Genomic DNA, 23,600 nt, shown 5'->3' on the forward strand with positions numbered 1-23,600 from the left:
CGCCGGGGGCCGGCGCTCAACGCAGGCGAACCGCGCCGCTGTGCAGGTCGGCCCAGACATGGCCATTGGGGTAGCTGAGGAACTGGCAGTAGACCGGACCATTGCGCAGCAGGTCGAGCACCGCCGCGTACTGCGCCTGGGGATAGTTCAGGCTGAGGATGCGCGTCGCCGGGTCGTAGCTGGGCTTCTTCAGGCTCTTGCCCTCGGCATCGAACTGGATCACCACCTGGCGCACATCCGCGCCCTTGCTCAGGGGCTTGCCCTTGAGCCGAACCACGGCCGGCGAGGTGATGGGAATGGGCTGCTGGTTGGACTGCCGCTGGCTCCCCAACACCACCGAGTACTCGGTGATCTGGATCAGTTGCTGCAGCTCGGGTGGCTCCTGGCGCAGGGACAGCTCATCCGGCGGCAGGAACTGGGCGTGCATCGGCGGGATTTCAGCGGCGAAGGCGGACAGGCTGAGCAGCAAGGCCAGCCCGGCCCCGAATCGCAGGGGAAGGGGCATGGAGAACTCCGGGGTCAGGTGAGCGCACCACTCTAGCACGGGCCTTTCGGACAGGCGTATTCGACCTGGGTCAAGACCGCGAGAGGCCACCAGCCCCTATACTCCAGACCTCGGTTCCGAGGAGTCCCCATGTCCCGATACCTGCCCCCGCTGTTCACCGCCCTGCGCCAGAGCCTGCGCGAAGGCTACTCCTGGCCCCATCTGCGTGGCGACCTGGCCGCCGGCGTCACGGTGGGCATCATCGCCATCCCCCTGGCCATGGCGCTGGCCATCGCCGTCGGCGTCGCGCCCCAGCACGGCCTCTACACCGTCCTGCTGGCGGCTCCGCTGATCGCCCTCACCGGCGGCTCGCGCTTCAATATCTCCGGTCCCACCGCCGCCTTCGTGGTGATCCTGCTGCCCATCACCCAGCAGTACGGCCTTGGCGGCCTGCTGCTCTGTACCCTGATGGCCGGCCTGATCCTCATCGCCATGGGACTGGCGCGCCTGGGCCGGCTGATCCAGTTCATCCCCTATCCGGTGACCCTGGGTTTCACCGCCGGCATCGGCATCGTCATCGCCACCCTGCAGATCAAGGACCTGCTCGGACTGACGCTGCCCCATACGCCCCAGCATTACCTGGAGCAGCTGCAGCTGCTCGCCCTCTCCCTCCCCAGCGCCCACCTCGGCGACATCCTGGTGGCCATCGCCAGCCTGGCGGTGTTGCTGGTCTGGCCGCGCTATGTCTCCAAGGTGCCGGGCCACCTGGTAGCCCTGGCCCTGGGCGCCCTGCTGGGCCTCGGCCTCGAAGTCCTGGACGTTCCCGTGGCGACCCTGGGTGAACGCTTCAGCTACACCCTGGATGGCGTCAGCCACCCTGGCATTCCGCCCTTCCTGCCCAGCTTCGCCTGGCCCTGGCAGTTGCCCGGCCCCGATGGCCAGCCGATTGGCCTGACCTTCGAGCTCATCCGGCAATTGCTCGCCCCCGCCTTCGCCATCGCCATGCTGGGCGCCATCGAATCCCTGCTCTGCGCCGTGGTGGCCGATGGCATGGCCGGCACCCGTCACGACCCCAATGCCGAGCTGCTCGGCCAGGGCCTCGGCAATCTGGTGGCACCCCTGTTCGGCGGCATCACGGCCACCGCCGCCATCGCCCGCAGCGCCGCCAACGTGCGCGCCGGCGCGCAATCGCCCATCGCCGCCATCGTCCATGCCGGCGTGGTGTTGCTGGCCATGCTGCTGCTCGCCCCGCTGTTCAGCTACCTGCCCATGGCGGCCCTGGCGGCCCTGCTGCTGATGGTGGCCTGGAACATGAGCGAAGCGCCCCACGTGCTGCATACCCTGCGCATCGCCCCACGCAATGACGTGCTGGTGCTGCTCACCTGCCTGGTGCTCACGGTGCTCTTCGACATGGTGTTGGCGGTCGGGGTCGGCCTACTGCTGGCCGCCGGCCTGTTCATCAAGCGCATGAGCGACCTCACCGATACCGAGCCCCTGCCCAACCACTTCCACGAGGCCCTGCGGGAACTGCCCGAGGGCGTGCTGGCCTATGCCATTCGTGGCCCGCTGTTCTTCGGCGCGGCGGAAAAGGCCCTGAGCGTGCTGCGTCGCTTCAATCCCGAGGTGAAGGTGGTGATCGTCGAGATGAGCGCCGTACCCCTGCTGGACATGACGGCGCTGGCGGCCCTGGAGAACCTGCTGCACGACTACGGTCGCCAGGGCGTCGGGCTGGTGCTGGTGGGCACCACGCCCCGTGTGCGGCTCAAGCTGCGCCGCGCGGGCGTGCACCGGGAGAGCGGCCGGCTGGCCTACGTGAAAACGCTGGAACAGGCGCGCCACAAGGCCGCGAACTGGCTGGAGCCCGCCGATCAGCTGAACAGCGAGGCCATCCAGGCCCGGTAGGCGGGCACCGCCTCGTCGCCTTCCCGGGGAGCCCAGGGCGCCGACTCCCCTTCGCCCAGCGGGCGATAGGGGCCGGCCTTGCACTCGAAGAGCACGCTGTCCGGCTCCAGCACCACCAGGGCATGGAAGACGCCGGGCGGCAGGTCGACGCCGACGCACTCGCCACCCGCCGCCAGTTCCCGGGTGCCGCTGACCTCGCCGCGATCATCGAAGATCACCAGCCCGAGGCGCCCCTTGAGCACCAGCAGGCTTTCCGCCTTGTCGGCGGACAGGTGACGATGCGGCGGGATGTAGGTATCGGGTTGCAGCCCCACGGCCAGTCGATGGCAGGGCTCTTCCATCGCGTGGAAGTTGTGGTGCTGGCGCTTGCGCGGACTGGCCGCCGCCTGGCTGGCCAGTTCGCCGAACAGGGCCTGGTCGAGGAAACGCGGCGTGGACATGGATCAGAGTCCCTTGACGGCGAAGATGCCGGCGGCGTTGCGCCAGTAACCCTTGTAGTCCATGCCGTAGCCGAAGATGTAGCGGTCTTCGCAGTCCAGCCCCTTGTAGTCGGCCTTGAGGTCCGGGCGGGCCTTGCGATCGTGGACCTTGTCGATCAGCACGGCGGTGTGCACATGGGCGGCGCCGGCGTGCTTGCAGAAGTCGACGATGGCCGCGAGGGTGTGCCCCTCGTCGAGGATGTCGTCGATGATCAGCACGTCGCGGTCGATGAAGGAGATTTCCGGCTTGGCTTTCCAGAAGAGTTCGCCACCGCTGGTTTCGTTGCGGTAGCGGGTCGCGTGCAGGTAGGACAGCTCCAGCGGGAAGTTCAGCAGCGGCAGCAGCTTGCCGGCGAAGATCAGGCCGCCGTTCATCACGCAGAACACCACCGGATTGCGCTCGGCCAGCTCGCCGTTGATGGCTTCGGCGACCTGGGCGATGGCCGCCTCGACCTGGACGTCGGTGAACAGGCAATCGGCTTCGGCCATCACCTGGCGGATGTGTGCGAGATCGGCGGACATGGCATTTCCTCTGGGGTTCGGCAGGGAACGGGCGGGGTTCAGGCTGCGAACCTGAACGGGGCGTCAAGATAAAAGTCGGCAAAGGTACTCATCCGACTGCCTCGGAGCAAGCCCCGACGGACGAGTGTCGACCATACTGCAGCAGGCCGTTGAGGCGACGGACGAATCCTTTCCTGCCTGCGACATCCGGGTACGGACTCGCCAGTCAGTTCAGCACAGCCTGAAGTCGATGGATTAAGCTATCGCGATTTTTTTGCCAGCCCGCCGGAGAGCCCTCCCCATGCCTATTAGAGAGATCCGCCACCCGCTGATCCGCCACAAGATCGGCCTTATGCGCCGCGCCGATATCAGCACCAAGAACTTCCGCGAACTGGCACAGGAAGTCGGCGCCCTGCTGACCTACGAGGCGACCAATGACCTGCCCCTGGAAAGCTATGAGATCCAGGGCTGGGCGGGCTCCGTGCAGGTGGAGAAGATCGCCGGCAAGAAGATCACCGTCGTCCCCATCCTGCGCGCGGGCATCGGCATGCTGGACGGGGTGCTCAGCCTGATTCCGGGAGCCAAGGTCAGTGCCGTGGGCGTGGCGCGCAACGAGGAAACCCTCGAAGCGCACACCTACCTGGAGAAGCTGGCCCCCGAGATCGACGAGCGCCTGGCGCTGATCATCGACCCGATGCTGGCCACCGGCGGCTCCATGGTCGCCACCATCGACCTGCTCAAGCGCGCCGGTTGCAAGGAAATCCGCGCCATGGTGCTGGTGGCCGCGCCGGAAGGCATCAAGGCGGTCAACGACGCCCACCCGGACGTGATGATCTTCACCGCCTCCATCGACCAGAAACTCAACGAGCATGGCTACATCATCCCGGGTCTCGGGGATGCCGGCGACAAGATCTTCGGCACCAAGCAGAAGGAAAACTGATCCATGAGCGATGAGTTCAAGGACCCGCTCTGGCGCCAGGTGCTGTCCGGCGCGCAGATGCTCTTCGTGGCCTTCGGCGCCCTGGTGCTGATGCCGCTGATCACCGGCCTCGACCCCAACGTCGCACTGTTCACCGCCGGCCTCGGCACCCTGCTGTTCCAGCTGGTCACCGGCCGCCAGGTTCCGGTGTTCCTCGCGTCCAGCTTCGCCTTCATCACCCCCATCATCCTCGCCAAGGGCCAGTTCGGCCTGGCCGCGACCATGGGCGGCGTCGTGGCCGCGGGCTTCGTCTACACCTTCCTGGGGCTGGCGGTGAAGATCAAGGGCACCGGCTTCATCGACCGCCTGCTGCCGCCGGTGGTGATCGGCCCGGTGATCATCTCCATCGGCCTGGCCATGGCCCCCATCGCCGCCAACATGGCCATGGGCAAGGCCGGCGACGGCACGGAGCTGATTCCCTACGCCACCGCCATGTGGATCTCCATGCCGGCGCTGCTGACCACCCTGGTCGTCGCCGTGTTCGGCAAGGGCATCTTCCGCCTGGTCCCGATCATCTCCGGTGTGCTGGTGGGCTTCGCCCTGTCGTTCTGGTTCGGCGTGGTGGACACCGCGAAGATCGCCGCCGCCCCCTGGCTGGAACTGCCGGCCTTCACCGCCCCCGAGTTCAACTGGCAGGCCATCCTCTTCATCGTTCCCGTGGCGCTGGCACCGGCCATCGAGCACATCGGTGGCGTCATCGCCGTAGGCAGCGTGACCGGCCGCAACTACCTGAAGCAGCCTGGCCTGCACCGCACCCTGCTGGGTGACGGCCTGGCCACTTCCGCCGCCGGCCTGTTCGGCGGCCCGCCGAACACCACCTATGCGGAAGTGACGGGCGCCGTGATGCTGACCAAGAACTACAACCCGAAGATCATGACCTGGGCGGCACTGTTCGCCATTGGCCTGGCCTTCATCGGCAAGTTCGGCGCCATCCTGCAGAGCATTCCGGTGCCGGTCATGGGCGGCATCCTCTGCCTGCTGTTCGGTTCCATCGCCGCCGTGGGCATGAACACCATGATCCGCCACCAGGTGGACCTGGCCGAAGCGCGCAACCTGGTGATCGTCTCCGTGACCCTGGTCTTCGGCATCGGCGGCATGCTCGTGGGCAGCGGCACCGGCCAGGATGACTTCGGCCTCAAGGGCATCGCCCTCTGCGCCATCGTCGCCATCGCCCTGAACCTGATCCTTCCCGGTCACCAGACCTGGAGGCACCAGCACCCGGACGACGCGCCGCATATCTGACGCCGCAGCGCCAGGAAGACGCCCCGCATCGCGGGGCGTCTTCCTATCCAGGGGCCGAGCGGCGCGGCTCGCGCAGGTGGTGGCTGAGCGACACCAGCCTACGAAGACATTTGCGCGGTACCGGGCACGTCATCCTGCCGGGCGTCCATCCCCCACTGCCGGAGCCGCTTCAGGCTCTCCCGATAGGGCGCCAGCCCCGCCCAGAGCAGCACCACCGAACTGGCCACCGCGAGGGTGGTGACGATCAGCAGCGACCAGCGCAGCGCCCGGTCATCGGCGAAGACGAAGTCGGTCACCAGGGCTACCGCCGTGGGCCCGAGGCCCAAGCCGATCAGGGTGATGACGAAGAGGTAGATGGCGGACGCCTGGCCACGCATGGCGTTGGGCATGATCTCCTGGATCGCCGCCGGCGCCACGCCGAAGGGCATGCTCAGGAAGAACACCGTGGGCGCCATCAGCACCGTCACCCAGAAGGCGTCGTCCTGCAGCGGGAAGAGCACCACCAGCGGCAGGGCGCCGAGGGCGGCGAACAGGCCCACACGCATGTTGGCGTCGCTGCGCCCCCGCTTGGCCATCCAGTCCGCCAGGCGGCCGCCGAAGACGATGCCGAGACAGCCGAACACCGCGACGATGCTGCCGTAGACCACGCCCACCTGGCCGGCATCCCAGCCGTAGGTGCGGATGTAGAACGTGGGAATCCAGGCGGCACTTCCGTAGCCGGCGAAGGCCAGCCCGGCGAAGCCGAAGTTGTGGCAGAGCACGGTACGGCGATTGCTGCGCAGGTAGCGCCCCACCTCGGACAGGGGCACCGCGACGCCGGCCCCGACGCCCCGCCGCTGGGGCTCTCGCACCGCCAGCATCAGCAGGGTGAAGAGCACGCCGGCCGCACCGAGGATGAGGAAGATCAGTTGCCAGGGACGCACCTCGCCCAGCACGGGCAGGTGCAGATTGCCCTGGGCCGAGGCGAACTTGATCACCAGTCCGCCCAGCAGGAAGGCCAGGCCCGACCCCAGGTAGACGCCCATGGAATAGACGCTGATGGCCGTGGCGCGGCGCTCCTTGGGAAAGCTGTCGGCGATCAGCGAATAGGCCGCCGGCGAGAGCGCCGCCTCGCCGACGCCGACGCCGATGCGGCAGAGCAGGAACTGCCAGTAGAGCTTCGCCAGGCCGCAGGCGGCGGTGGCTGCGCTCCAGAACAGCACGCCGACGGCGATCAGGCCACGCCGGCTGCGGCTGTCGGCCAGGCGCCCAAGGGGAATTCCGCAAACGGTGTAGAACAGCGCGAAGGACAACCCCATCAGCAGGCTCATCTGGGTGTCGCTGATGACCAGGTCGCGGCGAATGGGCTCCACCAGCAGGTTGAGGATCTGCCGGTCGATGAAGGACAACACGTAGGCCACCATCAGGATGGCGACGGTGGTCCAGGCTCTCAGGCCCGAGGGATAGCCGTTGTTGTTGTTTTGCATGGGCTCTCCTCGGCGCCGCCTGTGCGGCGCACGACGGTTGAAGAAGAGCCCAGCTTAGGTGGCCATGGGCAAGCTGAATACCGGAACGGTCGTCATATAGGCACGCTGAATGCGCGCCATGCCCTTGGGCTGATGACCACCGCCAGAGAACCTCAGAGCAGCCGAGACGCCTTTCCCGCCAGCGACGCCAGGGCGGACACCCACTGTGGATGAGTGTTCAGGCAAGGCACCAGCACCAGTTCATCGCCGCCGGCTGCGATGAACTGTTCGCGCCCACGATCCCCGATTTCCTCGAGGGTCTCGATGCAGTCGGCGACGAAGGCCGGGCACATCACCAGCAGCTTCTTCACGCCCTGGGCCGCCAGCTCGTCGAGGCGGCTCTCGGTATAGGGCTCGATCCATTTGGCACGGCCGAGGCGCGACTGGAAGGACACCGACCATTGCTCCGGACGCAGCCCGGCGCGGGCCGCGAAGCCCTCGCTGGTGCGGTAGCACTGGGCGCGATAGCAGCGCTCGAGAACAGCTCCTTCCGCCTTCTGGCAGCAATCCGCGCCCTTCAGGCAGTGGCTGCCGCTGGGGTCGGTCTTGTGCAGGTGGCGCTCCGGCAAGCCGTGGTAACTCATCAGCAGGTGATCGAAGCCCTGCTCCAGGTAAGGACGCGCGCTGGCCGCCAGGGCGTCCAGGTACTCGGGCTGGCCATAGAAGGGATCGAGGACCTGCACCTGCAGCTTCAGGTCACGGGCCGCCAGGGCGCGGCGCACTTCCTGCTCGGCCGTGGTGGTGGTGCTGTCGGCGAATTGCGGATAGAGCGGCGCCAGGGTCACCCGCTTGACGCCCTGGCGGGCCAGCTCCACCAGGGTGTCCTCGATGGCGGGCGCACCGTAGCGCATCGCCATGGCGACCGGCCCGTGGGGCCAGAGGGGGCGGACGGCGGACTCCAGCTGGCGGCTGAGCACCACCAGTGGCGAGCCCTCTGGCCACCAGATGGAGGCATAGGCGTGGGCCGAGGCCGCCGGACGCTTGATCAGGATCAGCGAGACCAGCAACCGCCGCAGTGGCCAGGGCAGGTCGATCACATAGGGGTCCATGAGGAACTGGTTGAGGTAGGTCCGCACATCCTCCACACGGGTGGAGGCCGGGGACCCGAGGTTGACCAGCAGCAGAGCGTGATCCGTCATCAAACATCCTTAGGCTTCAGCAGATCGCCGAGCGCCATGTCCAGGTCGGTGAATGCAAAGGTGAATCCTGCCGCCCGCAGGCGGGCCGGCACCGCGCGCTGGCCGCCCAGCAACAGTTCGGCCAGCTCGCCCAGCAGCGGGCGCAGGACAAAGGCGGGGGCCGGCATGAACGCGGGCCGGCCCAGCGCGCGGCCGAGGCTGCGGGCGAAGTCGCGATTGCGAACCGGTTGCGGCGAGCACGCATTATAGGGACCGCGGGCGTCATCCCGCCGCAAGAGAAAATCCATCAGGGCGATCTGGTCCTCCAGGTGAATCCAGGGCATCCATTGCCGACCGTTGCCGAGCGGCCCGCCCAGGCCGAGCCTGAATGGCGGCAGCAGCCGCTTGAGGAAGCCGCCTTCCCGCGCCAGCACCAAACCGGTGCGCACCAGCACCACGCGGATGCCCAGGGCCTCGGCCCGTTGCGCCGTCTCCTCCCAGGCCACGCACAGCTGGCTGGCGAAGTCGTCGGTCACGGGCGGCGAATCCTCGGTGAGCTCCCGTTCCCCACCATCGCCATACCAGCCTACCGCCGAGCCGCTGATCAGCACCTGCGGCTTCTGGTCGCGCTTTTCCAGCCACTCCAGCAACTGCTCCGTCAAGGTGATGCGGCTGCCCCACAGCTGGGCCTTGCGCTTGTTGCTCCAGGGCCGGTCAGCGATCGGCTCGCCGGCCAGGTTCACAATGGCGTCCAACGGCTCGTCGCCATAGTCGGAAAACTGACTGATACCCCGTACCGAGCGACCGCAAAGGCTCGCGACGCTTTGCGGTCGTCGGCACAGGACGGTGAGCTGGTGACCCTCGCCGAGCCAGCGCCGGCACAGCGCGCGGCCGATCAGCCCCGTACCGCCGGTCAGCAATATGTGCATGGCATCCTCCTCGCATGGCGACAAATGGAGATATCGCCCTAGTCTGGTTTATGACGCCCCCACGTGCCCCGCTTTGGGCCACGCGACGTCAGACGTTCAGTACTTCGCGATTGGAACCGATCAGCCTGTACAGCGATGAAATGTTGTACAGGAATTGTCTAAAGCGTAGCCTGAAGCCATAGGTAACGAGGTAGACCATGACTGCACCCATCGCCATCATCGGTACCGGCATCGCCGGCCTTTCCGCCGCCCAGGCGCTCATCGCGGCTGGGCAGAACGTGGAACTCTTCGACAAGAGCCGCGGCAGTGGCGGACGCATGGCCAGCAAGCGCACAGACGCGGGCTCCGTTGATCTTGGCGCCCAGTACTTCACCGCCCGCGATCGCCGTTTCGCCGAAGTGGTCCAGCAATGGCGCGACCGGGGCTGGGTAGCCGAATGGTCGCCCAGCCTCTACAACGCCTCCGAAGGCGGCCTGCTGCCCTCCCCCGACGAGCAGATCCGCTGGGTCGGAACCCCGCGCATGAGCGCCATCACCCGCGCCCTGCTCGGCGCCCTGCCGGTGAACTTCGCCTGCCGCATCACCGAAGTCTTCCGCGGTGAGCGCCACTGGGGCCTGCAGGACGCCGAAGGGCTCAGCCACGGCCCCTTCAGCCACGTCATCATCGCCACGCCGGCGCCCCAGGCGGCCGCCCTCCTGGCCGCCGCGCCGAAACTGGCCGGTGCCGCCGCCAGCGTCGCCATGGACCCGACCTGGGCCGTGGCGCTGGGCTTCTCCGAAACCCTGGACACCCAGGTCGAGGGCTGCTTCATCCAGGACAACCCGCTGGACTGGGTGGCCCGCAACCGCTCCAAGCCCGGTCGTGAGTCCAGCCTCGACACCTGGGTGCTGCATGCCACCAGCAACTGGAGCCGCCAGCACCTGGACTCGCCCAAGGAAGCGGTGATCGAGCAACTCCATGGCGCCTTCGCGGAAATGATCGGCTGCGCCGTTCCAGCGCCGACCTTCTCCCTGGCCCACCGCTGGCTCTATGCGCGGCCGAGCCAGGCGCACCAATGGGGTGCACTGGCGGACGCCGACCTGGGCCTCTACGCCTGCGGCGACTGGTGCCTCTCGGGCCGCGTCGAAGGCGCCTGGCTCAGCGGCCAGGAAGCGGCTCGCCGTCTGCTCGAACACCTGTGAACCGGCCACGTCTTAATCCCCGCAAGCTGCTGCTCTCCAAATGGACGGCCGTCGAGCCGTCCAACCGCGAAAAACATTTCATCGTCAGCCGGCTCATCGAGGATGAGGCCGGCGTCGTGCATGCCGTCGAACTCGAAGCGGTGCACAGCCACCGACTTCAGGTACTTCCCTGGCGCGAACTCGCCGACATCCGCCGCTGGCTCATCGGCTGGCGCTGACCCCTTCCCCTCCAAAACTTGTACAAGACAATTGACTTGTACAGGTTTGTCTCTATGATCATCTAAAAGCTGTACACGAAACAAGAGTTGTATAACTCATGTCCAGGTAAGCATCCATGTCCACGCCCTTCGATCTGTCACCGCGCCCCACATTGGGCATCAGCGCCTGCCTGCTGGGCGACCCCGTGCGCTTCAACGGGGGACACAAGGAATCACGGCTGTGCAGCCACGACCTGGCCCGGTACTTCGATTTCGTTCCTTTGTGCCCCGAAGTGGCCATCGGCCTCGGCATCCCCCGCGAGCCCATTCGCCTGGTGGGCGATCCGGACAGCCCGCGCGCAGTCGGCACGCGCCGCCCGGAGAACGACCACACCGATGCCCTGCTGGAGTTCGGCCGGACCAAGGCGAATCAACTGGATGGCATCAGCGGCTACATCTTCATGCAGAAATCCCCGTCCTGCGGGCTGGAGCGGGTCAAGGTCTATCAGGACAACGGCTACCCGGCGGAAGGTGGCGGACGCGGCCTCTTCGCGAAAGCATTCTGCGCCAGCCGGCCGGACCTGCCGGTTGAAGAGGACGGCCGCCTCAACGACCCGGTCTTGAGGGAAAACTTCCTCACCCGCGTCTATGCCTACGCGCAATGGCAAGCGCTACGCCGCGAAGGTCTGAGCCACAAGGCCATCCTCGATTTCCACGCCCGCTACAAATACCAGCTGATGGCCAATGACCCGGTGCAGTACAAGGCCCTTGGCCGCCTGCTGGGCAGCATCGGCGAGCACCGGGTGGAGGACATCGCCCCGCGCTACTTCTCGGCGCTGATGGCCGCCCTGAAGAAATGCGCGACCCGTCGCACCCACAGCAACGTGCTGCAGCACCTGTGCGGGTACCTGAAGCGTCACCTCAGCCGCGACGAGAAGGCCGAACTGCTGCGCCTCATCGACCAGTACCGCAGCGGCATCATTCCGCTGGTAGTGCCCATCACCCTGCTCAAGCACCACTTCCACGGCCACCCGGATCGCTACATCGCGCAGCAGGCCTACCTGCAGCCGCATCCGGAAGAACTCAGCCTGCGCAACGCCCTCTAGCCATGGACGACACCCCGGACTCCCCGACGGACAACGACTACCAGGCCGCCCTGGCCCGGGGCCTGTTGCCGATCCGTGAAGTGGCGCGCCAGACCGGCGTGAACCCCGTGACCCTGCGGGCCTGGGAGCGCCGCTACGGGCTGGTGACGCCCCTGCGCACGACCAAGGGGCACCGCCTCTATACCCTGGAGGAAGTGGCTCGCATCCGTCACATCCTCACCTGGCTGGACCGGGGCGTCGCGGTGGGCCAGGTGAAGGGACTGCTGAAGGAACAGGTCCCCCAGGCGCCGTCAGAGTCCTCCCCGGCGTCCCCCTGGGAGGAACAACGCCAGCACCTGCTGGAAGCCGTCGGCAACCTGGCCGAGCGCCAGCTGGACGAGCGCTTCAATGCCGCCCTGGCGCTCTACCCGCCGCTGACCCTCTACCGGCAACTGCTGGGTCCCCTGCTCGCGGAACTGGAACAACGCTGGCACGGCCAGTTCGGCGGCCAGGTGGAACGGGTGTTCCTGCACTCCTGGCTGCGCACCAAGCTCGGCGCCCGGCTGTACCACCACAACCGACAGTTCAGCGGCGCCCCGGTGCTGATGGTCAACCTCTCCGACCTGCCCCTGGAGCCCGGACTCTGGCTGACGGCCTGGCTGGCCAGCAACGCCGGTTGTGTGGTGGACGTCTTCGACTGGCCGGTGCCGCCATCGGAACTGGCCGTGGCGGTCGCCCGCATCCGTCCCCGGGCCCTGCTGCTCTACTCCAGCCAGCCCTTCGCCGCCGGCCAGTTGCCCCGGTTGCTGACCGGCCATGCCTGCCCCTGCGTACTGGCCGGCCCCGCCGTCGCCATCCACCGGGCCGAACTCGAACCCGACGTCCTCCTGGCCGATGGTCCGCTGGACGCCCTGCAGAGCCTGACCGACCTGGGCCTGCTGCATCACCGATAAGGAACACGCCATGCGCCAGCTCATCTGGTTCCGAACCGACCTGCGGGTACAGGACAACACCGCCCTGAACGCCGCCCTCGCCGCCGGCCCGACCCTCGCGCTGTTCCTGGTCAGCCCCGGCCAGTGGCAGGCCCACGACGACGCCCCGGCCAAGGTGGACTTCTGGCTGCGCAACCTCGCCGAACTGGCCCGCGCCCTGCGCGCCCTCAACGTGCCCCTGCTGATCCGCAAGGCCGATACCTGGAGCGACGCCCCGGCCGTGATCCGCGAGATCTGCCGGATCCACGACATCGGCACGGTGCAGGTGAACGAGGAGTACGGCATTCATGAAAGCGAGCGCGACCGGCAGGTCCGGGCATGCCTGGGCGCTGACGGCGTCGACCTGCGCAGTCACCTGGACCAGTTGTTCTTCCGCCCCGGCAGCCTGCTGACCCAGTCCGGCGGCTACTTCCAGGTCTACAGCCAGTTCCGCAAGGTCTGCTACCAGCGGCTGCACAGCGCCCTGCCCAGCTGCCTGCCGCTGCCAGGTCCCCAGCAGGACCTGGGCATCCCGAGCGACGTCCCGCCATGCACCGTCGACGGCTTCCCCGCACCGAGCGAGCAGCTCCGCCAGCTCTGGCCTGCCGGCGAGGCAGCGGCCCGGGAGCGCCTGGACGCCTTCGCCCTGGAAGCACTCTGGTGCTACGACGATCGACGCGACTTCCCCGCCCGTGCCGGCACCAGCCAGCTGTCGCCCTACCTGGCCGCCGGCGTGATCTCGCCGCGCCAATGCCTGCATGCGGCCCTGGCCAATAACCAGGGGGAGTTCGACAGCGGCAACCCCGGCGCCGTCTGCTGGATCAACGAACTGCTCTGGCGGGAGTTCTACAAGCACATCCTCGTCGGCTACCCCCGGGTGTCGCGCCACCGCGCCTTCCGCCAGGAAACCGATGCCCTCGCCTGGCGTCGCGCCCCCGACGAGCTGGAGGCCTGGCAACAGGGCCGCACCGGCATCCCCATCGTCGATGCCGCCATGCGCCAGCTGCTGGCCACCGGCTGGATGCACAACCGGCTGCGCATGATCGTCGCCATGTTCCTCACCAAGAACCTGCTGATCGACTGGCGCGAAGGCGAGCGCTGGTTCATGCGCCACCTGATCGACGGCGACCTGGCCGCGAACAATGGCGGCTGGCAATGGAGCGCCTCCACCGGAACCGACGCGGCCCCCTACTTCCGCATTTTCAATCCCATCAGCCAGTCGCAGAAATTCGACCCGGACGGCCACTTCCTGCGCCACTGGCTGCCGGAGCTGGCTCATCTGGACAAGCGGGACATCCACGACCCCTCCGCCCTCGGCGGGCTGTTCGGCGTGCCAGGTTATCCACAGCCCGTGGTCGATCTGTCCGCCAGCCGGGAACGCGCCCTGGCCGCGTTTCGTGACCTCGGGGGACGCACGGCATGAACGGCTTCCTCGACCACTTCGCCTCCCGCTTCGTCCACATCGACCGCGACAACCTGAGCCTGCTCGATGAGCTCTACCACGAGGACATCCTCTTCACCGACCCGCTGCATCGGATCCGTGGGCTGAGCGCACTGCATCGCTACTTCCGCGCGATGTATGACCGGGTGGAAGACCTGCATTTCGACTTTCAGGGCCAGGACCTCGTGCGCGAAGGCGAAGGCTACCTGCGCTGGTGCATGAGCTACCGCCATCCGCGCCTGGCCGGTGGCCGGCCTGTCAGCGTGGAGGGGTGCTCCCACCTGCGCTGGGAACACAAGGTCCACTGGCACCGGGACTACTTCGATGCCGGCGCCCTGCTGTACGAACATGTACCAGTGCTGGGCGGCGCCATTGGCTGGCTGAAACGGAGGTTGGCATGAGCGCGTCACGTCGCATCTGGCTCACCGGCGCCAGCAGCGGGCTGGGCCTGGCGCTGGCCCGCGAACTGCTCGCCGCCGGTCATCAGGTCGCCCTCAGCGCCCGCAGTTCCGGTCCGCTGCTGGAGTTGGCGGACCGCTGGCCAGGTCAGGTGCTGGTCGCCCCCGGCGACCTGACCGATCCCCTTCAGGTGCGGGAGATCGGGGAGCGCATCGACCGCCACTGGAACGCGCTGGATACCGCCATCCTCAATGCCGGCACCTGCGAATACCTGGAAGCCGGGCGCTATGACGCGGCCCTGGTGGAGCGGGTGATCCGCACCAACCTGCTGGCCACCAGCCAATGCATCGAAGTGGCGCTGCCCTTGCTGCGCCGTGGAGTTCGTCCGCACCTGGTGGGCGTCGGCAGTTCGGTCACCTACCTGGCCCTGCCCCGGGCGGAAGCCTACGGCGCCTCGAAGGCGGCGCTGCGCTACCTGCTGGAGGCCTTGCGCATCGACCTGGCCCGCGAAGGCATCGACGTCACCCTGATCAGTCCCGGTTTCATCGACACCCCGCTGACACGCCGCAACGACTTCCCCATGCCCATGCGCTGGAGCGCGGAGCGGGCGGCCCGCCACATCCTCCGGCGGCTGCCCGCGCGCCCCCTGGAAATCGCCTTCCCCGGCCCCTTCATCGCCGGCCTGCTGCTGCTCGCCCACCTGCCGGGCCGCCTGCGCCTGGCCCTGGGCAAACGTCTCGCCCGTGACGACCGCCAGGAGTCCCGTCCATGAAGATCGCCATCATCGGCAGCGGAATTTCCGGGCTCACCTGCGCCTGGCTGCTCAATCGCCGCCATGACATCACCCTGTTCGAAAGCGCCAGCTGGATCGGCGGCCACACCCACACCCTGGACGTGCGGCACAACGGCCGCCACTACGCCGTGGACACCGGCTTCATCGTCTTCAACGACTGGACCTACCCCAGCTTCATCCGCCTTCTCGACCAGCTCGGCGTGCCCTTCAAGCCCACCGAGATGAGCTTCTCGGTCACCGATCCGGCCAGCGGGCTGGAGTACAACGGGCACGACCTCAACACCCTGTTCGCCCAGCGCCGCAACCTGCTCTCCCCGGGCTTCTGGGGCATGTTGCGGGACATCCTCAGGTTCAACCGCGAGACCCAGGCCGACCTGCGCGACGGTCGCGTCGACGCCGGCACGACCCTTGGCGACTACCTGCGCCGCCAAGGCTATGGCCAGCGCTTCATCGACCACTACATCGTGCCCATGGGCGCCGCCATCTGGTCCATGTCCCTGGCCGACATGCAGGCCTTTCCCCTGGAGTTCTTCCTGCGCTTCTTCAAGAACCACGGCCTGCTCTCGGTGAGCCACCGGCCCCAGTGGTACGTGGTGGAGGGCGGTTCGCGCAGCTACGTCCCACACCTGATCGCCAGCTTCGAGGAACGGATTCGCCTGGACTGCCCGGTGCAGCGGGTCGAGCGCACCGAGCAGGGCGTGCGCATCACCAGCGCGGCCGGCAGCGAGACCTTCGACAAGGTGGTCTTCGCCTGCCACAGCGACCAGGCCCTGGCCCTGCTGGCCGATCCCAGCGACGCGGAACGCGCGATCCTGGGCGCCCTGCCCTACGCCGACAACGACGTGGTGCTGCACACCGACACCCGCCTGCTGCCGAGTCGCCGCCTGGCCTGGGCCAGCTGGAACTACCGCCTGGGCGGGCCGGCGCGGCAGCCAGCGGCGGTGACCTACAACATGAACATCCTCCAGGGCCTGGAAGGTCCGGATACCTTCTGCGTCAGCCTCAACCAGACCGAGGCCATCGACCCGGCGAGCATCATCGCCCGCTTCAACTACGCCCACCCCCAGTACAGCCTGTCGGGCATCGCCGCCCAGGCGCGCTGGGAGGAACTGGCCGGCGTGAACCACTCCTACTATTGCGGCGCCTACTGGGGCAACGGCTTCCACGAGGATGGCGTGGTCAGCGCCCTGCGTGTCGGCCGGGCGTTCGGAGAGGCGCCGTGAACAGCGCCCTCTACTTCGGCTGGGTCCGGCATCGGCGCTTCTCCCCGCGCGCCCATGACTTCCGCTACCCCATCGGCCTGCTCTACCTGGACCTGGCGGAGCAGCAGCGGCTGTTCGACCTCTCCCCCCTGACCGGCCGGGGAAGGCTGGCGCCCTTCGCCTTTCGTGAAACGGACTTCCTGCCAGGCTTCACCCGGCGCGGCATCCCCCTGGCCGATGCGGTTCGACAGCGCGTCGGCGAAGCCCTGGGCCAGGCCCCGCAGGGCCCCATTCGACTGTTGGCCCAACCCCGCAGCTGGGGCCTGGCGTTCAACCCGGCGAGCTTCTTCTACTGCTTCGACACGTCCGAACGGCTGGTGGCCATCCTCTGCGAAGTCACCAACACCCCCTGGCGCCAGCGCTACCACTACGTAATGCCGGTCAGCGGCGATGGCCACCAGCATCACCGGGTGGACAAGGCCTTCCATGTTTCGCCCTTCCTCCCCCGGGAACTGGAGTACCGCATGAGTTTCAGCCCGGTCGGCCAAGACCTGGGCATCCACATGGAGGACTGGCGGGGTGACGACAAGCTGTTCGACGCCACCCTGCGCCTGACCCGCGCGCCCCTGGACCGCGCCAGCCTGCACCGCTACCTGTGGCGCTTTCCCTGGACCACCGCCCGCACCCTTGCCGCCATCCATTGGCAGGCCCTGCGCCTGCTGCTGAAACGCACCCCTCTTTTCGACCATCAGGACGCCGACGACGAGTTCCGTCTGGCGACCCTTTCATCCCAGGAGCACGACGATGAAAAGCACCAGCCTCAGCGCCAAGCTCGGCGGCCTTCGTAGCCTCGGCCTCGCCGCCGGTTTACTGCGCCGCGCCGTGCTCGGCCAACTCGGCCAGTTGCGACACGGCCATCTGGTGGTTCTGGAGGATGGCGAGCGGCTGTCCTTCGGCGCCCCCGATTCCAGCCTTCAGGCGGAGATCCAGGTACTGGATCCGGGCGTCTGGGAGCTGGTGGCGGTCAAGGGGTCCATCGGCTCCGGCGAAGCCTACATCCACGGTTACTGGACCAGCCCCGACCTGACCGCCGTGATTCGCCTGTTCGTCGCCAACATCGAGGTGCTGGATGGCATGGAGCGCGGCTTCGCACGCCTGGGACGGCCATTGCTGCAGGCCCTGCACTGGTTCAACCGCAATACGCGCACGGGGTCGCGGCGCAACATCGCCGCCCACTACGACCTGGGCAACGACCTGTTCCAGCAGTTCCTGGACCCGACCATGATGTACTCCGCCGCCCAGTTCAGCGGCCCGCAGGACAGCCTCGAGGCCGCCCAGCTGTACAAGCTGGAGCGCATCTGCCGAAAGCTCGACCTGAAGCCCGGAGACCACCTGTTGGAGATCGGCAGCGGCTGGGGCAGCATGGCCATCCATGCGGCCCAGCGCCACGGATGCCGGGTCACCACCACCACCCTGTCCCGGGAGCAGTACGAGTACTGCCGCCGGCGCATCGAAGCCCTCGGCCTGGAGGACCGCATCACCCTGCTGCTGCAGGATTACCGTGACCTGGAGGGCCGCTACGACAAGCTGGTGTCGATCGAGATGATCGAGGCGGTGGGGCATCGGTTCCTGCCCACCTACTTCAGGCAGTGTGCGCGTCTGCTCAAGGACGACGGCGTCATGCTGCTGCAGGCCATCACCATCCGCGACCAGCGCTACGAGCAGGCGCGACGCAGCGTCGACTTCATCCAGCGCTACATCTTCCCCGGCGGCGCCCTGCCGTCGGTGCACAAGCTGCTGGACGTCATGACCCACCACAGCGACCTCAACCTGCTGCACCTGGAGGACTTCGGCGACCACTACGCTCGCACCCTGCGCCTTTGGCACGAGAACCTGCGCCAGGCTCGGAACCGCCTGGAGCAGCTGGGCTACGACGAATACTTCTATCGGCTATGGGAGTTCTACTTCTGCTACTGCGAAGGGGGATTCATCGAGCGCGGCATCGGCACGGCGCAGCTGCTGCTGGCCAAGCCCGGCGCCCGTCCACAAGCCTTGCTCGGCCGCTTCGATGCCTAGGCTGATCGCCAACGCCCTGCTGTTCCAGCTGGGCTGGCTGGCCTGTGTGCTGGCCAGCCAGCGGCCCTGGCTGCTGGTGGCCGTCCCGGCGATCCTGGCCATCCACTTCTTCTGGGTCGCCAGCTGGGCGCGGGAAGGCCGGATGATTGCCACCGTCTTCTTCCTGGGCAGTGCGCTGGACAGCTTCCTGGGCAACCTGGGGGTATTCGACTTCCCCGGCGAGAGCCGCCTGCTGCCCCTCTGGCTGGCGCTGCTCTGGGCCCTGCTGGCCACCACCCTCAACCACAGCCTGGCCTGGAGCGCTCGCCCCTGGTGGCGCGCCAGCCTGTTGGGCGCACTCTTCGCACCACCGGCCTACCTGGCGGGCGCACGCCTGGCCGATGTGTCGCTACCCCTGGGCACCATCACCACCCTGGCACTGCTGGCGCTGATCTGGGCGCTGGTGCTGCCGCTGCTGCACCAGCTCGCGGCAATCTCGCGGGCCACCGCGAAACCCGGTCCATGAAACGAAAGAACCGGGCGCTTGGCCCTGTAGATTGCCACTTCATTGCGTTGCAAAGCCCGTCGTTACGGGCTTCTCAACCAATCGCCCATGTCGATTCAGGCCAGTTCTCGCCAGTGGCTTCGACACTTCTTCGACACCTGCCAGCGGAACCCGGCGCCAGGATTCTTTGGCAAAATCTGCCAAAAGATAGGTTCCCATGAGCGCCATGAGCATCTACCTGCCCGTTGCGCTCAGGAGCTTTGTGAATGAGCAGATCAGCCAGCGCGGCTACGGCACCAGTGGCGAGTACGTACCCGAGCTGATCCGCGAGGACCAGGACAGACAGCGTCTACGCAACCGGGTACGGAACGCTAAGGCATGAAGGCCGAGTCCATCACTCCCGGGCGCGAGCCAATCAGGATATCGACGACGCCGTCAGCTATTACTTGGAGGAAGGAGCCGAGCAGGCCGCAGTCGGCTTTATCGATGTCCTGGAGCGGGCCTATAAGCACATCGGCCGGCATCCCGAATCGGGCTCATCGCGATACGCGCATGAACTCGACCTACCGGGACTGCGCTCCTGGTCGCTGAAACGCTATCCCTACCTGGTCTTCTATATTGAGCGTGATGACCATATTGATGTGTGGCGGGTTTTGTATGGAACGAGAGATATCCCGGCGTGGATGCAGGACGGTGACGGGAGATGAAATTCGCCCCTTTTTTTGCCTCAGGTGCACAGGACCGATCCCTTTGGTACGCTAGCGCGCCGGATTAGTGCCAGTTAGCTCAAGGATCGTAATGAGTCGTACGCAAGAGGCGTTTGATCGCTTTCGTGAGCAGGTCGGAACCCCGAGACTCCCTCCGCCCCATCTGATCGCCAATGCTGATCAGACGAGGCAGATGACTGCAACAGACGGGCTCCGTGAGTGGGAGGACGGCGCCGACAGTGCCAAGGCTTCTCCGCCAACCGAAGCCCCTCTCCTGACAACCGATCAGCTCGATTCGATCAATCTATGGGTGGTCCGATCTACCGATGTGGTTCACGCCTTAGAGAAATGTAGTTTCGGGAGTAACCTGGAGACTGGCGTTATCAAACACACGAATTTGACCGGTGGAGAGGCTGCATACTCTGGTGGTGAACTACTCTTTCTTGAGGACGGCACTATCGTGGTCAACGGATGCTCGGGAAGATATGGTCCTAGAAGCCCAAAGGAGCTTGAGTCTGTCGTCGCAGCTTTTGCGCAGTCCGGATATCAGGTCTGGTATATGGGGTTCGATGAAGAAGCAAATCGCCCTTTACCTTTTCTTGGAGTGAGGCCGCAATGGTTTCAATAAAGGAAGCCCCCCCAAAGGAAGAGTTGGATTTAGTTTTCGGTCCAAGTTCTTCAGGCGATTCACTATTGGAAAGAGCCCGCACTTCTAGGCAGTGTTTTGTCCGCAGCCAAGTACAAGTTGCACCAGCCTCCCCAGAAGCAACAGGTCGAGTTTTCTCTGCATCAGAGGCTTTAGCTGCTTTTGGCTGGGAGATAATTCGCCGCGCCATTCTGGAAGGCGCTGCGCCAATAATCTCTTCGCCTCAAGAACCGGCGGCAACTTTAAAAGTACGAAGATCCGAGCTAGGTCTTTCTACTGGTGATGTATCCCGTCGCGCTGGCTGCTCCGAGTCTGAATTATTACGAGCTGAAACTGAGGGTGAACGCTCCCCATATCGCACTCTTGAACGGATTGGTGCCGCGTTGGCACTTGACGAGCGAAAGCTCGGAATCCAAGCCAATCCAGGCAGAGATGCAGGATTAGGAGTTCGCCTTCGGGAACTAACCGGTCGTGGCGGAGATATGGCTGCATTCGGACCTAGCACTGTTCTGGGATTAACTGAAGCTGCTTGGGTTATCGCCCGTCAAGACTTTTTAAGCGACTCAGCGAATGAGATAAAAGCAAAGCTTCCCGCCCACGACTCGAACTTCTCTTACCCTGCTTATCAAGTCGGGTTTTCGCTCGCTGCGAAAACGCGAAAATTACTTGACCTTACCGATGACCAACCAATCGAAAGCGTGCGTGAGTTGATTGAGGACAAGTTAGGCATACCTCTGATCCAGCACTCACTCAATTCAAAATTTGCTGGAGCAACAATCTCAAATGGAACCTCCAGAGGTATTGTAATTAACGAAAATGGCATGAATAGCAATGTCTGGGTCAGGAGAATGACGCTGTCCCATGAACTCGGCCATTTACTTTGGGACCCAGAAGATAAACTAGAGAAGGTCCGCGCCGATGATTATGGCGACCTCGATGAAGACGTCCGCATATCGAAGCGTGACCCTGCTGAAATTAGAGCAAATGCATTTGCGGTTGCCTTCCTGGCGCCGCCTTCCGCAATCAAAAAGCTCGCAGCAAAAGAAAGCAATCCCGCAAAGGTAATATCTGAGATAATGACTATGTATGGCATTGGCGGCACTGCTGCCAAGCATCACTATCAAAATATTACTGGAATAAAGATTGGCGAAACTAATTTAGGCCTTCTTCCGGAGCCTGATGATGGATGGGTTGCAGCCGAGAACCTCTCCATTGATTACTTTCCGATAAACAACACACCAATAACTCGACGCGGTAGATTTGCTTGGCTCGTTGCGCGCCTATGCACTGACAACTTTTTGTCCTTAGATACAGCAGCTTCCTACCTAAATTGTAGCCAAGATGAAGCCAAGGACAACCTCAGCAAAATAATTAGTTTATGGCAGACCAACTAGATCAGCCATTCAATACGACATATTGAGCGGTGAAGCATCTGGCATTCGATTTTTTCAGCTCACATGCTATATGAAGCGTGAAACCAAGGGTGTCGTCAGACGCCCTTGCTAATTCAGAATATCACGACGAATATTTTTTATTTGCATCTCAGCAGCCGCTCTAGACCAATTCTTAGTTCTCACCCCTACTTACTTAACCCTATTCCTTCCCTGCATCTTTCTCATCTTTTCTCTCGAATGGGCCATAGTAGGACTGGATTGGCTCCCACTATCGGGAGAAGAAGCCATGCAAGTCCACAAAGGCGAGTGCAGAGTAGGCGATGTTCTGTCGCTGAACATCCTGGAAGGCAGGGCGAGTGAGGAGCTGATGCGGCTGTTGCTCACTCACGGGATAGAGATCGAGGTTGCGTCGATCCAGGGCGACACGGTGAAGCTGATCATCCGGGCGCCGGGGAAGATGATGATCGTTGAGGAGTTGGTTGCTCCGTCGTGAGGTGGTGGAGCGAGGTGATTCATGCGGTCCTGGACCGCCGGAAGAACCAGCGGCCGCTGCCTTGCCGGTGATTGCTAATCCGCGTTGGAAGTCGGCAAGTTTGAATGGGCTTCGTCGTACGCAGGGCTTGTCTGCCCGATCTCAGGCATGACCTCTCCGGTCATCAGCCACCAGCGATATTGGGGATACAGCTCCCCCAGCTGCTCTAGCTCTTCCACGCCAAAGCGCGCTCGTCCTCTCTTGATGCTCTGCCAGCGCACATAGTCCTTGCTGTTGACCTCGGCAAGCTCTTTCAGGCTCGTCAGTTCCAGCAAGCAAAGCGCCCTATTGGCCATGCCTTCAGCCATTGAAAAATTCCGTTATGGACTATTGTCATATTGGAGATTTATGGATAATGTCCATATGGACATATTTCATAAACCTCGGCGTTAGTAGCCACAAATAGTGACGGAACGAGCATGGAACTGGAAGACCTCTCACCGGCCAGCCTGGCCGGCCCCCAACAGGACGTAGAACCCATCGCCGCCTGGGCGGATCGCAACGGCGTCACCTGCGACACCGCCCGCGCCTGGGTGTATCGGGGAATCATCCCCTCGGTGAAGCTCGGCAAGCTGCGCATGGTCAACTGCGCCCTGCTCCGCCAATGGCTTCTGGAACAGGAGTGGAACGCATGAACAACGCCAACGTACGCCTCACCCTGGCCGCCCTGCCTTCCAGCGGCAACAGCGCCGTAATGAGCGCGGAAGCCTTCGCCGACATGTGCGGCGTTTCCGTCGAAACCGTGGTGGGCTGGATGGACAACGGCACCGTGCCTGCGGTGAGGGTCCAGGGCTCGCGCCTGATCAACCTGGAGCGGCTGTGCGAGGACCTGGAGCACGGCAAGGACGAGTTCGATGAGGGGGACTACGACAATGACTAGCTTCGCACTCAACCTGAACGCCACCCAGGCCATGGGCCTGATCGGCCAGACCGTCATGATGGAGCTGGTGTGGGAGCAGGACCCGGAGCCGCTCTGGCGTTGCTTCCACATCGTCGGCGTGGTGGTGCCGCTGGAAGGCCTCGTTGAGGAAGGCCACTTCCTGGTCCTCAATGCCCTCCATGAAGAGCGCTTCCCGAATGAGGTGTTCTGGTCGAACATCCGCACCCTCACCACGCTGCACCGCCGCCCGTTGTCGGGCTCGGATCAGCCCTCTCCCGTGTTCGGTGGCCTGATCCGGTCAGGGGCCGCGCTCCCGGCTCGTCGGAATCGTATTTCAGTTCCGGCGAACGGAAGCACGGGCGCAGCGCACCCTTGACCGTGCACCAGCCCTGGCAGCCTTGGCTGGGGAGTGTGGGGCAGCTTCACCGCCCCGCGCTCCCGAGCCCTCGGCGGCAAGAGCGGGATGACAAGGG

27 protein-coding genes and 1 pseudogene are annotated in these 23,600 nt (G+C 65.1%); 21 read left to right on the forward strand and 7 right to left on the reverse strand.

Annotated elements, in window-relative coordinates; all coding sequences use genetic code 11:
- Window positions 1–16: 16 nt before the first annotated feature.
- Entirely contained in the window at window positions 17–505 is a 489-nt protein-coding gene (locus KF707C_RS23985; protein WP_003456656.1) for a hypothetical protein, read from the reverse strand.
- A gap of 129 nt (window positions 506–634) precedes the next feature.
- On the opposite strand from KF707C_RS23985, the gene dauA reads away from it, so the two are divergent.
- On the forward strand, window positions 635–2,386 hold the full coding sequence (dauA, locus tag KF707C_RS23990; protein ID WP_003456658.1) for a C4-dicarboxylic acid transporter DauA: 1,752 nt from the start codon (window positions 635–637) through the stop codon (window positions 2,384–2,386).
- Here the strand turns inward: dauA and KF707C_RS23995 are convergent.
- Window positions 2,353–2,826, reverse strand: a complete 474-nt coding sequence (locus tag KF707C_RS23995; protein ID WP_003456660.1) for a WbuC family cupin fold metalloprotein — start codon at window positions 2,824–2,826, stop codon at window positions 2,353–2,355. The genes dauA and KF707C_RS23995 overlap by 34 nt on opposite strands.
- A 3-nt stretch (window positions 2,827–2,829) precedes the next feature.
- Window positions 2,830–3,387 (reverse strand): hypoxanthine-guanine phosphoribosyltransferase, encoded by a 558-nt coding sequence (locus tag KF707C_RS24000; protein WP_003456668.1) that lies wholly within the window; start codon window positions 3,385–3,387, stop codon window positions 2,830–2,832.
- Window positions 3,388–3,667: 280 nt separating this feature from the next.
- Between KF707C_RS24000 and upp the strand changes: the two genes are divergently transcribed.
- Both upp and KF707C_RS24010 read left to right on the forward strand, forming a co-directional pair.
- Complete coding sequence (gene upp, locus KF707C_RS24005; RefSeq protein ID WP_003456670.1) at window positions 3,668–4,306, forward strand: uracil phosphoribosyltransferase; 639 nt, start codon at window positions 3,668–3,670, stop codon at window positions 4,304–4,306.
- Window positions 4,307–4,309: 3 nt separating this feature from the next.
- Entirely contained in the window at window positions 4,310–5,587 is a 1,278-nt protein-coding gene (locus tag KF707C_RS24010) for a uracil-xanthine permease family protein (protein ID WP_003456671.1), read from the forward strand.
- Between the two features lie 98 nt (window positions 5,588–5,685).
- Here KF707C_RS24010 and KF707C_RS24015 read toward each other — a convergent pair whose 3' ends face one another.
- The 3 genes from KF707C_RS24015 to KF707C_RS24025 form a co-directional block, all read right to left on the reverse strand.
- A complete protein-coding gene (locus KF707C_RS24015; RefSeq protein WP_003456672.1) occupies window positions 5,686–7,053 on the reverse strand; it encodes a spinster family MFS transporter in 1,368 nt (455 codons plus the stop codon).
- Window positions 7,054–7,205: 152 nt separating this feature from the next.
- Window positions 7,206–8,231 carry a ferrochelatase gene (hemH, locus tag KF707C_RS24020; protein WP_003456673.1) on the reverse strand — a complete coding sequence of 342 codons (1,026 nt, stop codon included), beginning with the start codon at window positions 8,229–8,231 and terminating at the stop codon, window positions 7,206–7,208.
- Window positions 8,231–9,139 carry a TIGR01777 family oxidoreductase gene (locus KF707C_RS24025; protein WP_003456674.1) on the reverse strand — a complete coding sequence of 303 codons (909 nt, stop codon included), beginning with the start codon at window positions 9,137–9,139 and terminating at the stop codon, window positions 8,231–8,233. Before KF707C_RS24025 ends, hemH begins: the two co-directional genes overlap by 1 nt.
- Before the next feature lie 197 nt (window positions 9,140–9,336).
- Here KF707C_RS24025 and KF707C_RS24030 point away from each other — a divergent pair, with 197 nt between their 5' ends.
- From KF707C_RS24030 to KF707C_RS24100, 15 genes and pseudogenes are all read left to right on the forward strand, one after another.
- On the forward strand, window positions 9,337–10,320 hold the full coding sequence (locus KF707C_RS24030) for an NAD(P)/FAD-dependent oxidoreductase (protein ID WP_003456682.1): 984 nt from the start codon (window positions 9,337–9,339) through the stop codon (window positions 10,318–10,320).
- Window positions 10,317–10,538: a TIGR02450 family Trp-rich protein gene (locus KF707C_RS24035; protein ID WP_003456685.1), complete on the forward strand. Its 222-nt coding sequence runs from the start codon at window positions 10,317–10,319 to the stop codon at window positions 10,536–10,538. The genes KF707C_RS24030 and KF707C_RS24035 overlap by 4 nt, the downstream gene beginning before the upstream one ends.
- 116 nt (window positions 10,539–10,654) lie before the next feature.
- Window positions 10,655–11,623, forward strand: coding sequence for a YbgA family protein (locus tag KF707C_RS24040; RefSeq protein ID WP_003456687.1), 969 nt, complete (start codon window positions 10,655–10,657; stop codon window positions 11,621–11,623).
- A gap of 2 nt (window positions 11,624–11,625) precedes the next feature.
- Window positions 11,626–12,555, forward strand: coding sequence for a MerR family transcriptional regulator (locus KF707C_RS24045; protein ID WP_003456689.1), 930 nt, complete (start codon window positions 11,626–11,628; stop codon window positions 12,553–12,555).
- A gap of 10 nt (window positions 12,556–12,565) precedes the next feature.
- Complete coding sequence (phrB, locus tag KF707C_RS24050; protein WP_003456691.1) at window positions 12,566–13,996, forward strand: deoxyribodipyrimidine photo-lyase; 1,431 nt, start codon at window positions 12,566–12,568, stop codon at window positions 13,994–13,996.
- The gene (locus tag KF707C_RS24055; RefSeq protein WP_003456693.1) at window positions 13,993–14,415 is read left to right on the forward strand and encodes a nuclear transport factor 2 family protein; all 423 of its coding nucleotides are present in this window, start codon (window positions 13,993–13,995) and stop codon (window positions 14,413–14,415) included. Before phrB ends, KF707C_RS24055 begins: the two co-directional genes overlap by 4 nt.
- Window positions 14,412–15,185, forward strand: coding sequence for an SDR family NAD(P)-dependent oxidoreductase (locus KF707C_RS24060; protein WP_003456696.1), 774 nt, complete (start codon window positions 14,412–14,414; stop codon window positions 15,183–15,185). The genes KF707C_RS24055 and KF707C_RS24060 overlap by 4 nt, the downstream gene beginning before the upstream one ends.
- Entirely contained in the window at window positions 15,182–16,429 is a 1,248-nt protein-coding gene (locus KF707C_RS24065) for an NAD(P)/FAD-dependent oxidoreductase (RefSeq protein WP_003456699.1), read from the forward strand. The genes KF707C_RS24060 and KF707C_RS24065 overlap by 4 nt, the downstream gene beginning before the upstream one ends.
- Complete coding sequence (locus KF707C_RS24070) at window positions 16,426–17,256, forward strand: DUF1365 domain-containing protein (RefSeq protein WP_003456702.1); 831 nt, start codon at window positions 16,426–16,428, stop codon at window positions 17,254–17,256. Before KF707C_RS24065 ends, KF707C_RS24070 begins: the two co-directional genes overlap by 4 nt.
- Window positions 17,213–18,484 (forward strand): SAM-dependent methyltransferase, encoded by a 1,272-nt coding sequence (locus KF707C_RS24075; protein ID WP_003456705.1) that lies wholly within the window; start codon window positions 17,213–17,215, stop codon window positions 18,482–18,484. Before KF707C_RS24070 ends, KF707C_RS24075 begins: the two co-directional genes overlap by 44 nt.
- Window positions 18,477–18,989 (forward strand): DUF2878 domain-containing protein, encoded by a 513-nt coding sequence (locus KF707C_RS24080; RefSeq protein WP_003456708.1) that lies wholly within the window; start codon window positions 18,477–18,479, stop codon window positions 18,987–18,989. The genes KF707C_RS24075 and KF707C_RS24080 overlap by 8 nt, the downstream gene beginning before the upstream one ends.
- Before the next feature lie 196 nt (window positions 18,990–19,185).
- Window positions 19,186–19,323 (forward strand): annotated as a pseudogene (locus KF707C_RS29375) (ribbon-helix-helix domain-containing protein); the annotation flags it as partial.
- A 67-nt stretch (window positions 19,324–19,390) separates the two neighbouring features.
- Entirely contained in the window at window positions 19,391–19,675 is a 285-nt protein-coding gene (locus KF707C_RS24085; RefSeq protein WP_081608143.1) for a type II toxin-antitoxin system RelE/ParE family toxin, read from the forward strand.
- Window positions 19,676–20,290: 615 nt separating this feature from the next.
- The gene (locus KF707C_RS24095) at window positions 20,291–21,715 is read left to right on the forward strand and encodes an XRE family transcriptional regulator (protein ID WP_003456717.1); all 1,425 of its coding nucleotides are present in this window, start codon (window positions 20,291–20,293) and stop codon (window positions 21,713–21,715) included.
- A gap of 286 nt (window positions 21,716–22,001) precedes the next feature.
- A complete protein-coding gene (locus tag KF707C_RS24100) occupies window positions 22,002–22,208 on the forward strand; it encodes a carbon storage regulator (protein WP_036994299.1) in 207 nt (68 codons plus the stop codon).
- Window positions 22,209–22,282: 74 nt separating this feature from the next.
- On the opposite strand, the gene KF707C_RS24105 is transcribed toward KF707C_RS24100, so the two are convergent.
- Complete coding sequence (locus KF707C_RS24105; RefSeq protein ID WP_003456721.1) at window positions 22,283–22,555, reverse strand: hypothetical protein; 273 nt, start codon at window positions 22,553–22,555, stop codon at window positions 22,283–22,285.
- Between the two features lie 111 nt (window positions 22,556–22,666).
- Here KF707C_RS24105 and KF707C_RS24110 point away from each other — a divergent pair, with 111 nt between their 5' ends.
- The 3 genes from KF707C_RS24110 to KF707C_RS24120 are packed head-to-tail and all read left to right on the forward strand — an operon-like array spanning window position 22,667 to window position 23,503.
- The gene (locus KF707C_RS24110; protein ID WP_003456723.1) at window positions 22,667–22,882 is read left to right on the forward strand and encodes a MerR family transcriptional regulator; all 216 of its coding nucleotides are present in this window, start codon (window positions 22,667–22,669) and stop codon (window positions 22,880–22,882) included.
- A complete protein-coding gene (locus KF707C_RS24115; RefSeq protein ID WP_003450476.1) occupies window positions 22,879–23,127 on the forward strand; it encodes a MerR family transcriptional regulator in 249 nt (82 codons plus the stop codon). The genes KF707C_RS24110 and KF707C_RS24115 overlap by 4 nt, the downstream gene beginning before the upstream one ends.
- Window positions 23,120–23,503: a hypothetical protein gene (locus tag KF707C_RS24120; RefSeq protein ID WP_003450473.1), complete on the forward strand. Its 384-nt coding sequence runs from the start codon at window positions 23,120–23,122 to the stop codon at window positions 23,501–23,503. Before KF707C_RS24115 ends, KF707C_RS24120 begins: the two co-directional genes overlap by 8 nt.
- The last annotated feature ends 97 nt before the right edge of the window (window positions 23,504–23,600 follow it).

This window comes from Pseudomonas furukawaii (assembly GCF_002355475.1).
Lineage (GTDB): Bacteria > Pseudomonadota > Gammaproteobacteria > Pseudomonadales > Pseudomonadaceae > Metapseudomonas > Metapseudomonas furukawaii.

Coding starts and splice junctions, on each gene's coding strand:
- KF707C_RS23985 (WP_003456656.1), bottom strand. CDS start 505: ATGCCCCTTCCCCTGCGATTCGGGGCCGGGCTGGCCTTGCTGCTCAGC.
- dauA (WP_003456658.1), top strand. CDS start 635: ATGTCCCGATACCTGCCCCCGCTGTTCACCGCCCTGCGCCAGAGCCTG.
- KF707C_RS23995 (WP_003456660.1), bottom strand. CDS start 2,826: ATGTCCACGCCGCGTTTCCTCGACCAGGCCCTGTTCGGCGAACTGGCC.
- KF707C_RS24000 (WP_003456668.1), bottom strand. CDS start 3,387: ATGTCCGCCGATCTCGCACACATCCGCCAGGTGATGGCCGAAGCCGAT.
- upp (WP_003456670.1), top strand. CDS start 3,668: ATGCCTATTAGAGAGATCCGCCACCCGCTGATCCGCCACAAGATCGGC.
- KF707C_RS24010 (WP_003456671.1), top strand. CDS start 4,310: ATGAGCGATGAGTTCAAGGACCCGCTCTGGCGCCAGGTGCTGTCCGGC.
- KF707C_RS24015 (WP_003456672.1), bottom strand. CDS start 7,053: ATGCAAAACAACAACAACGGCTATCCCTCGGGCCTGAGAGCCTGGACC.
- hemH (WP_003456673.1), bottom strand. CDS start 8,231: ATGACGGATCACGCTCTGCTGCTGGTCAACCTCGGGTCCCCGGCCTCC.
- KF707C_RS24025 (WP_003456674.1), bottom strand. CDS start 9,139: ATGCACATATTGCTGACCGGCGGTACGGGGCTGATCGGCCGCGCGCTG.
- KF707C_RS24030 (WP_003456682.1), top strand. CDS start 9,337: ATGACTGCACCCATCGCCATCATCGGTACCGGCATCGCCGGCCTTTCC.
- KF707C_RS24040 (WP_003456687.1), top strand. CDS start 10,655: ATGTCCACGCCCTTCGATCTGTCACCGCGCCCCACATTGGGCATCAGC.
- KF707C_RS24045 (WP_003456689.1), top strand. CDS start 11,626: ATGGACGACACCCCGGACTCCCCGACGGACAACGACTACCAGGCCGCC.
- phrB (WP_003456691.1), top strand. CDS start 12,566: ATGCGCCAGCTCATCTGGTTCCGAACCGACCTGCGGGTACAGGACAAC.
- KF707C_RS24055 (WP_003456693.1), top strand. CDS start 13,993: ATGAACGGCTTCCTCGACCACTTCGCCTCCCGCTTCGTCCACATCGAC.
- KF707C_RS24060 (WP_003456696.1), top strand. CDS start 14,412: ATGAGCGCGTCACGTCGCATCTGGCTCACCGGCGCCAGCAGCGGGCTG.
- KF707C_RS24065 (WP_003456699.1), top strand. CDS start 15,182: ATGAAGATCGCCATCATCGGCAGCGGAATTTCCGGGCTCACCTGCGCC.
- KF707C_RS24075 (WP_003456705.1), top strand. CDS start 17,213: ATGAAAAGCACCAGCCTCAGCGCCAAGCTCGGCGGCCTTCGTAGCCTC.
- KF707C_RS24080 (WP_003456708.1), top strand. CDS start 18,477: ATGCCTAGGCTGATCGCCAACGCCCTGCTGTTCCAGCTGGGCTGGCTG.
- KF707C_RS24095 (WP_003456717.1), top strand. CDS start 20,291: ATGGTTTCAATAAAGGAAGCCCCCCCAAAGGAAGAGTTGGATTTAGTT.
- KF707C_RS24100 (WP_036994299.1), top strand. CDS start 22,002: ATGCAAGTCCACAAAGGCGAGTGCAGAGTAGGCGATGTTCTGTCGCTG.
- KF707C_RS24105 (WP_003456721.1), bottom strand. CDS start 22,555: ATGGCTGAAGGCATGGCCAATAGGGCGCTTTGCTTGCTGGAACTGACG.
- KF707C_RS24110 (WP_003456723.1), top strand. CDS start 22,667: ATGGAACTGGAAGACCTCTCACCGGCCAGCCTGGCCGGCCCCCAACAG.
- KF707C_RS24115 (WP_003450476.1), top strand. CDS start 22,879: ATGAACAACGCCAACGTACGCCTCACCCTGGCCGCCCTGCCTTCCAGC.
- KF707C_RS24120 (WP_003450473.1), top strand. CDS start 23,120: ATGACTAGCTTCGCACTCAACCTGAACGCCACCCAGGCCATGGGCCTG.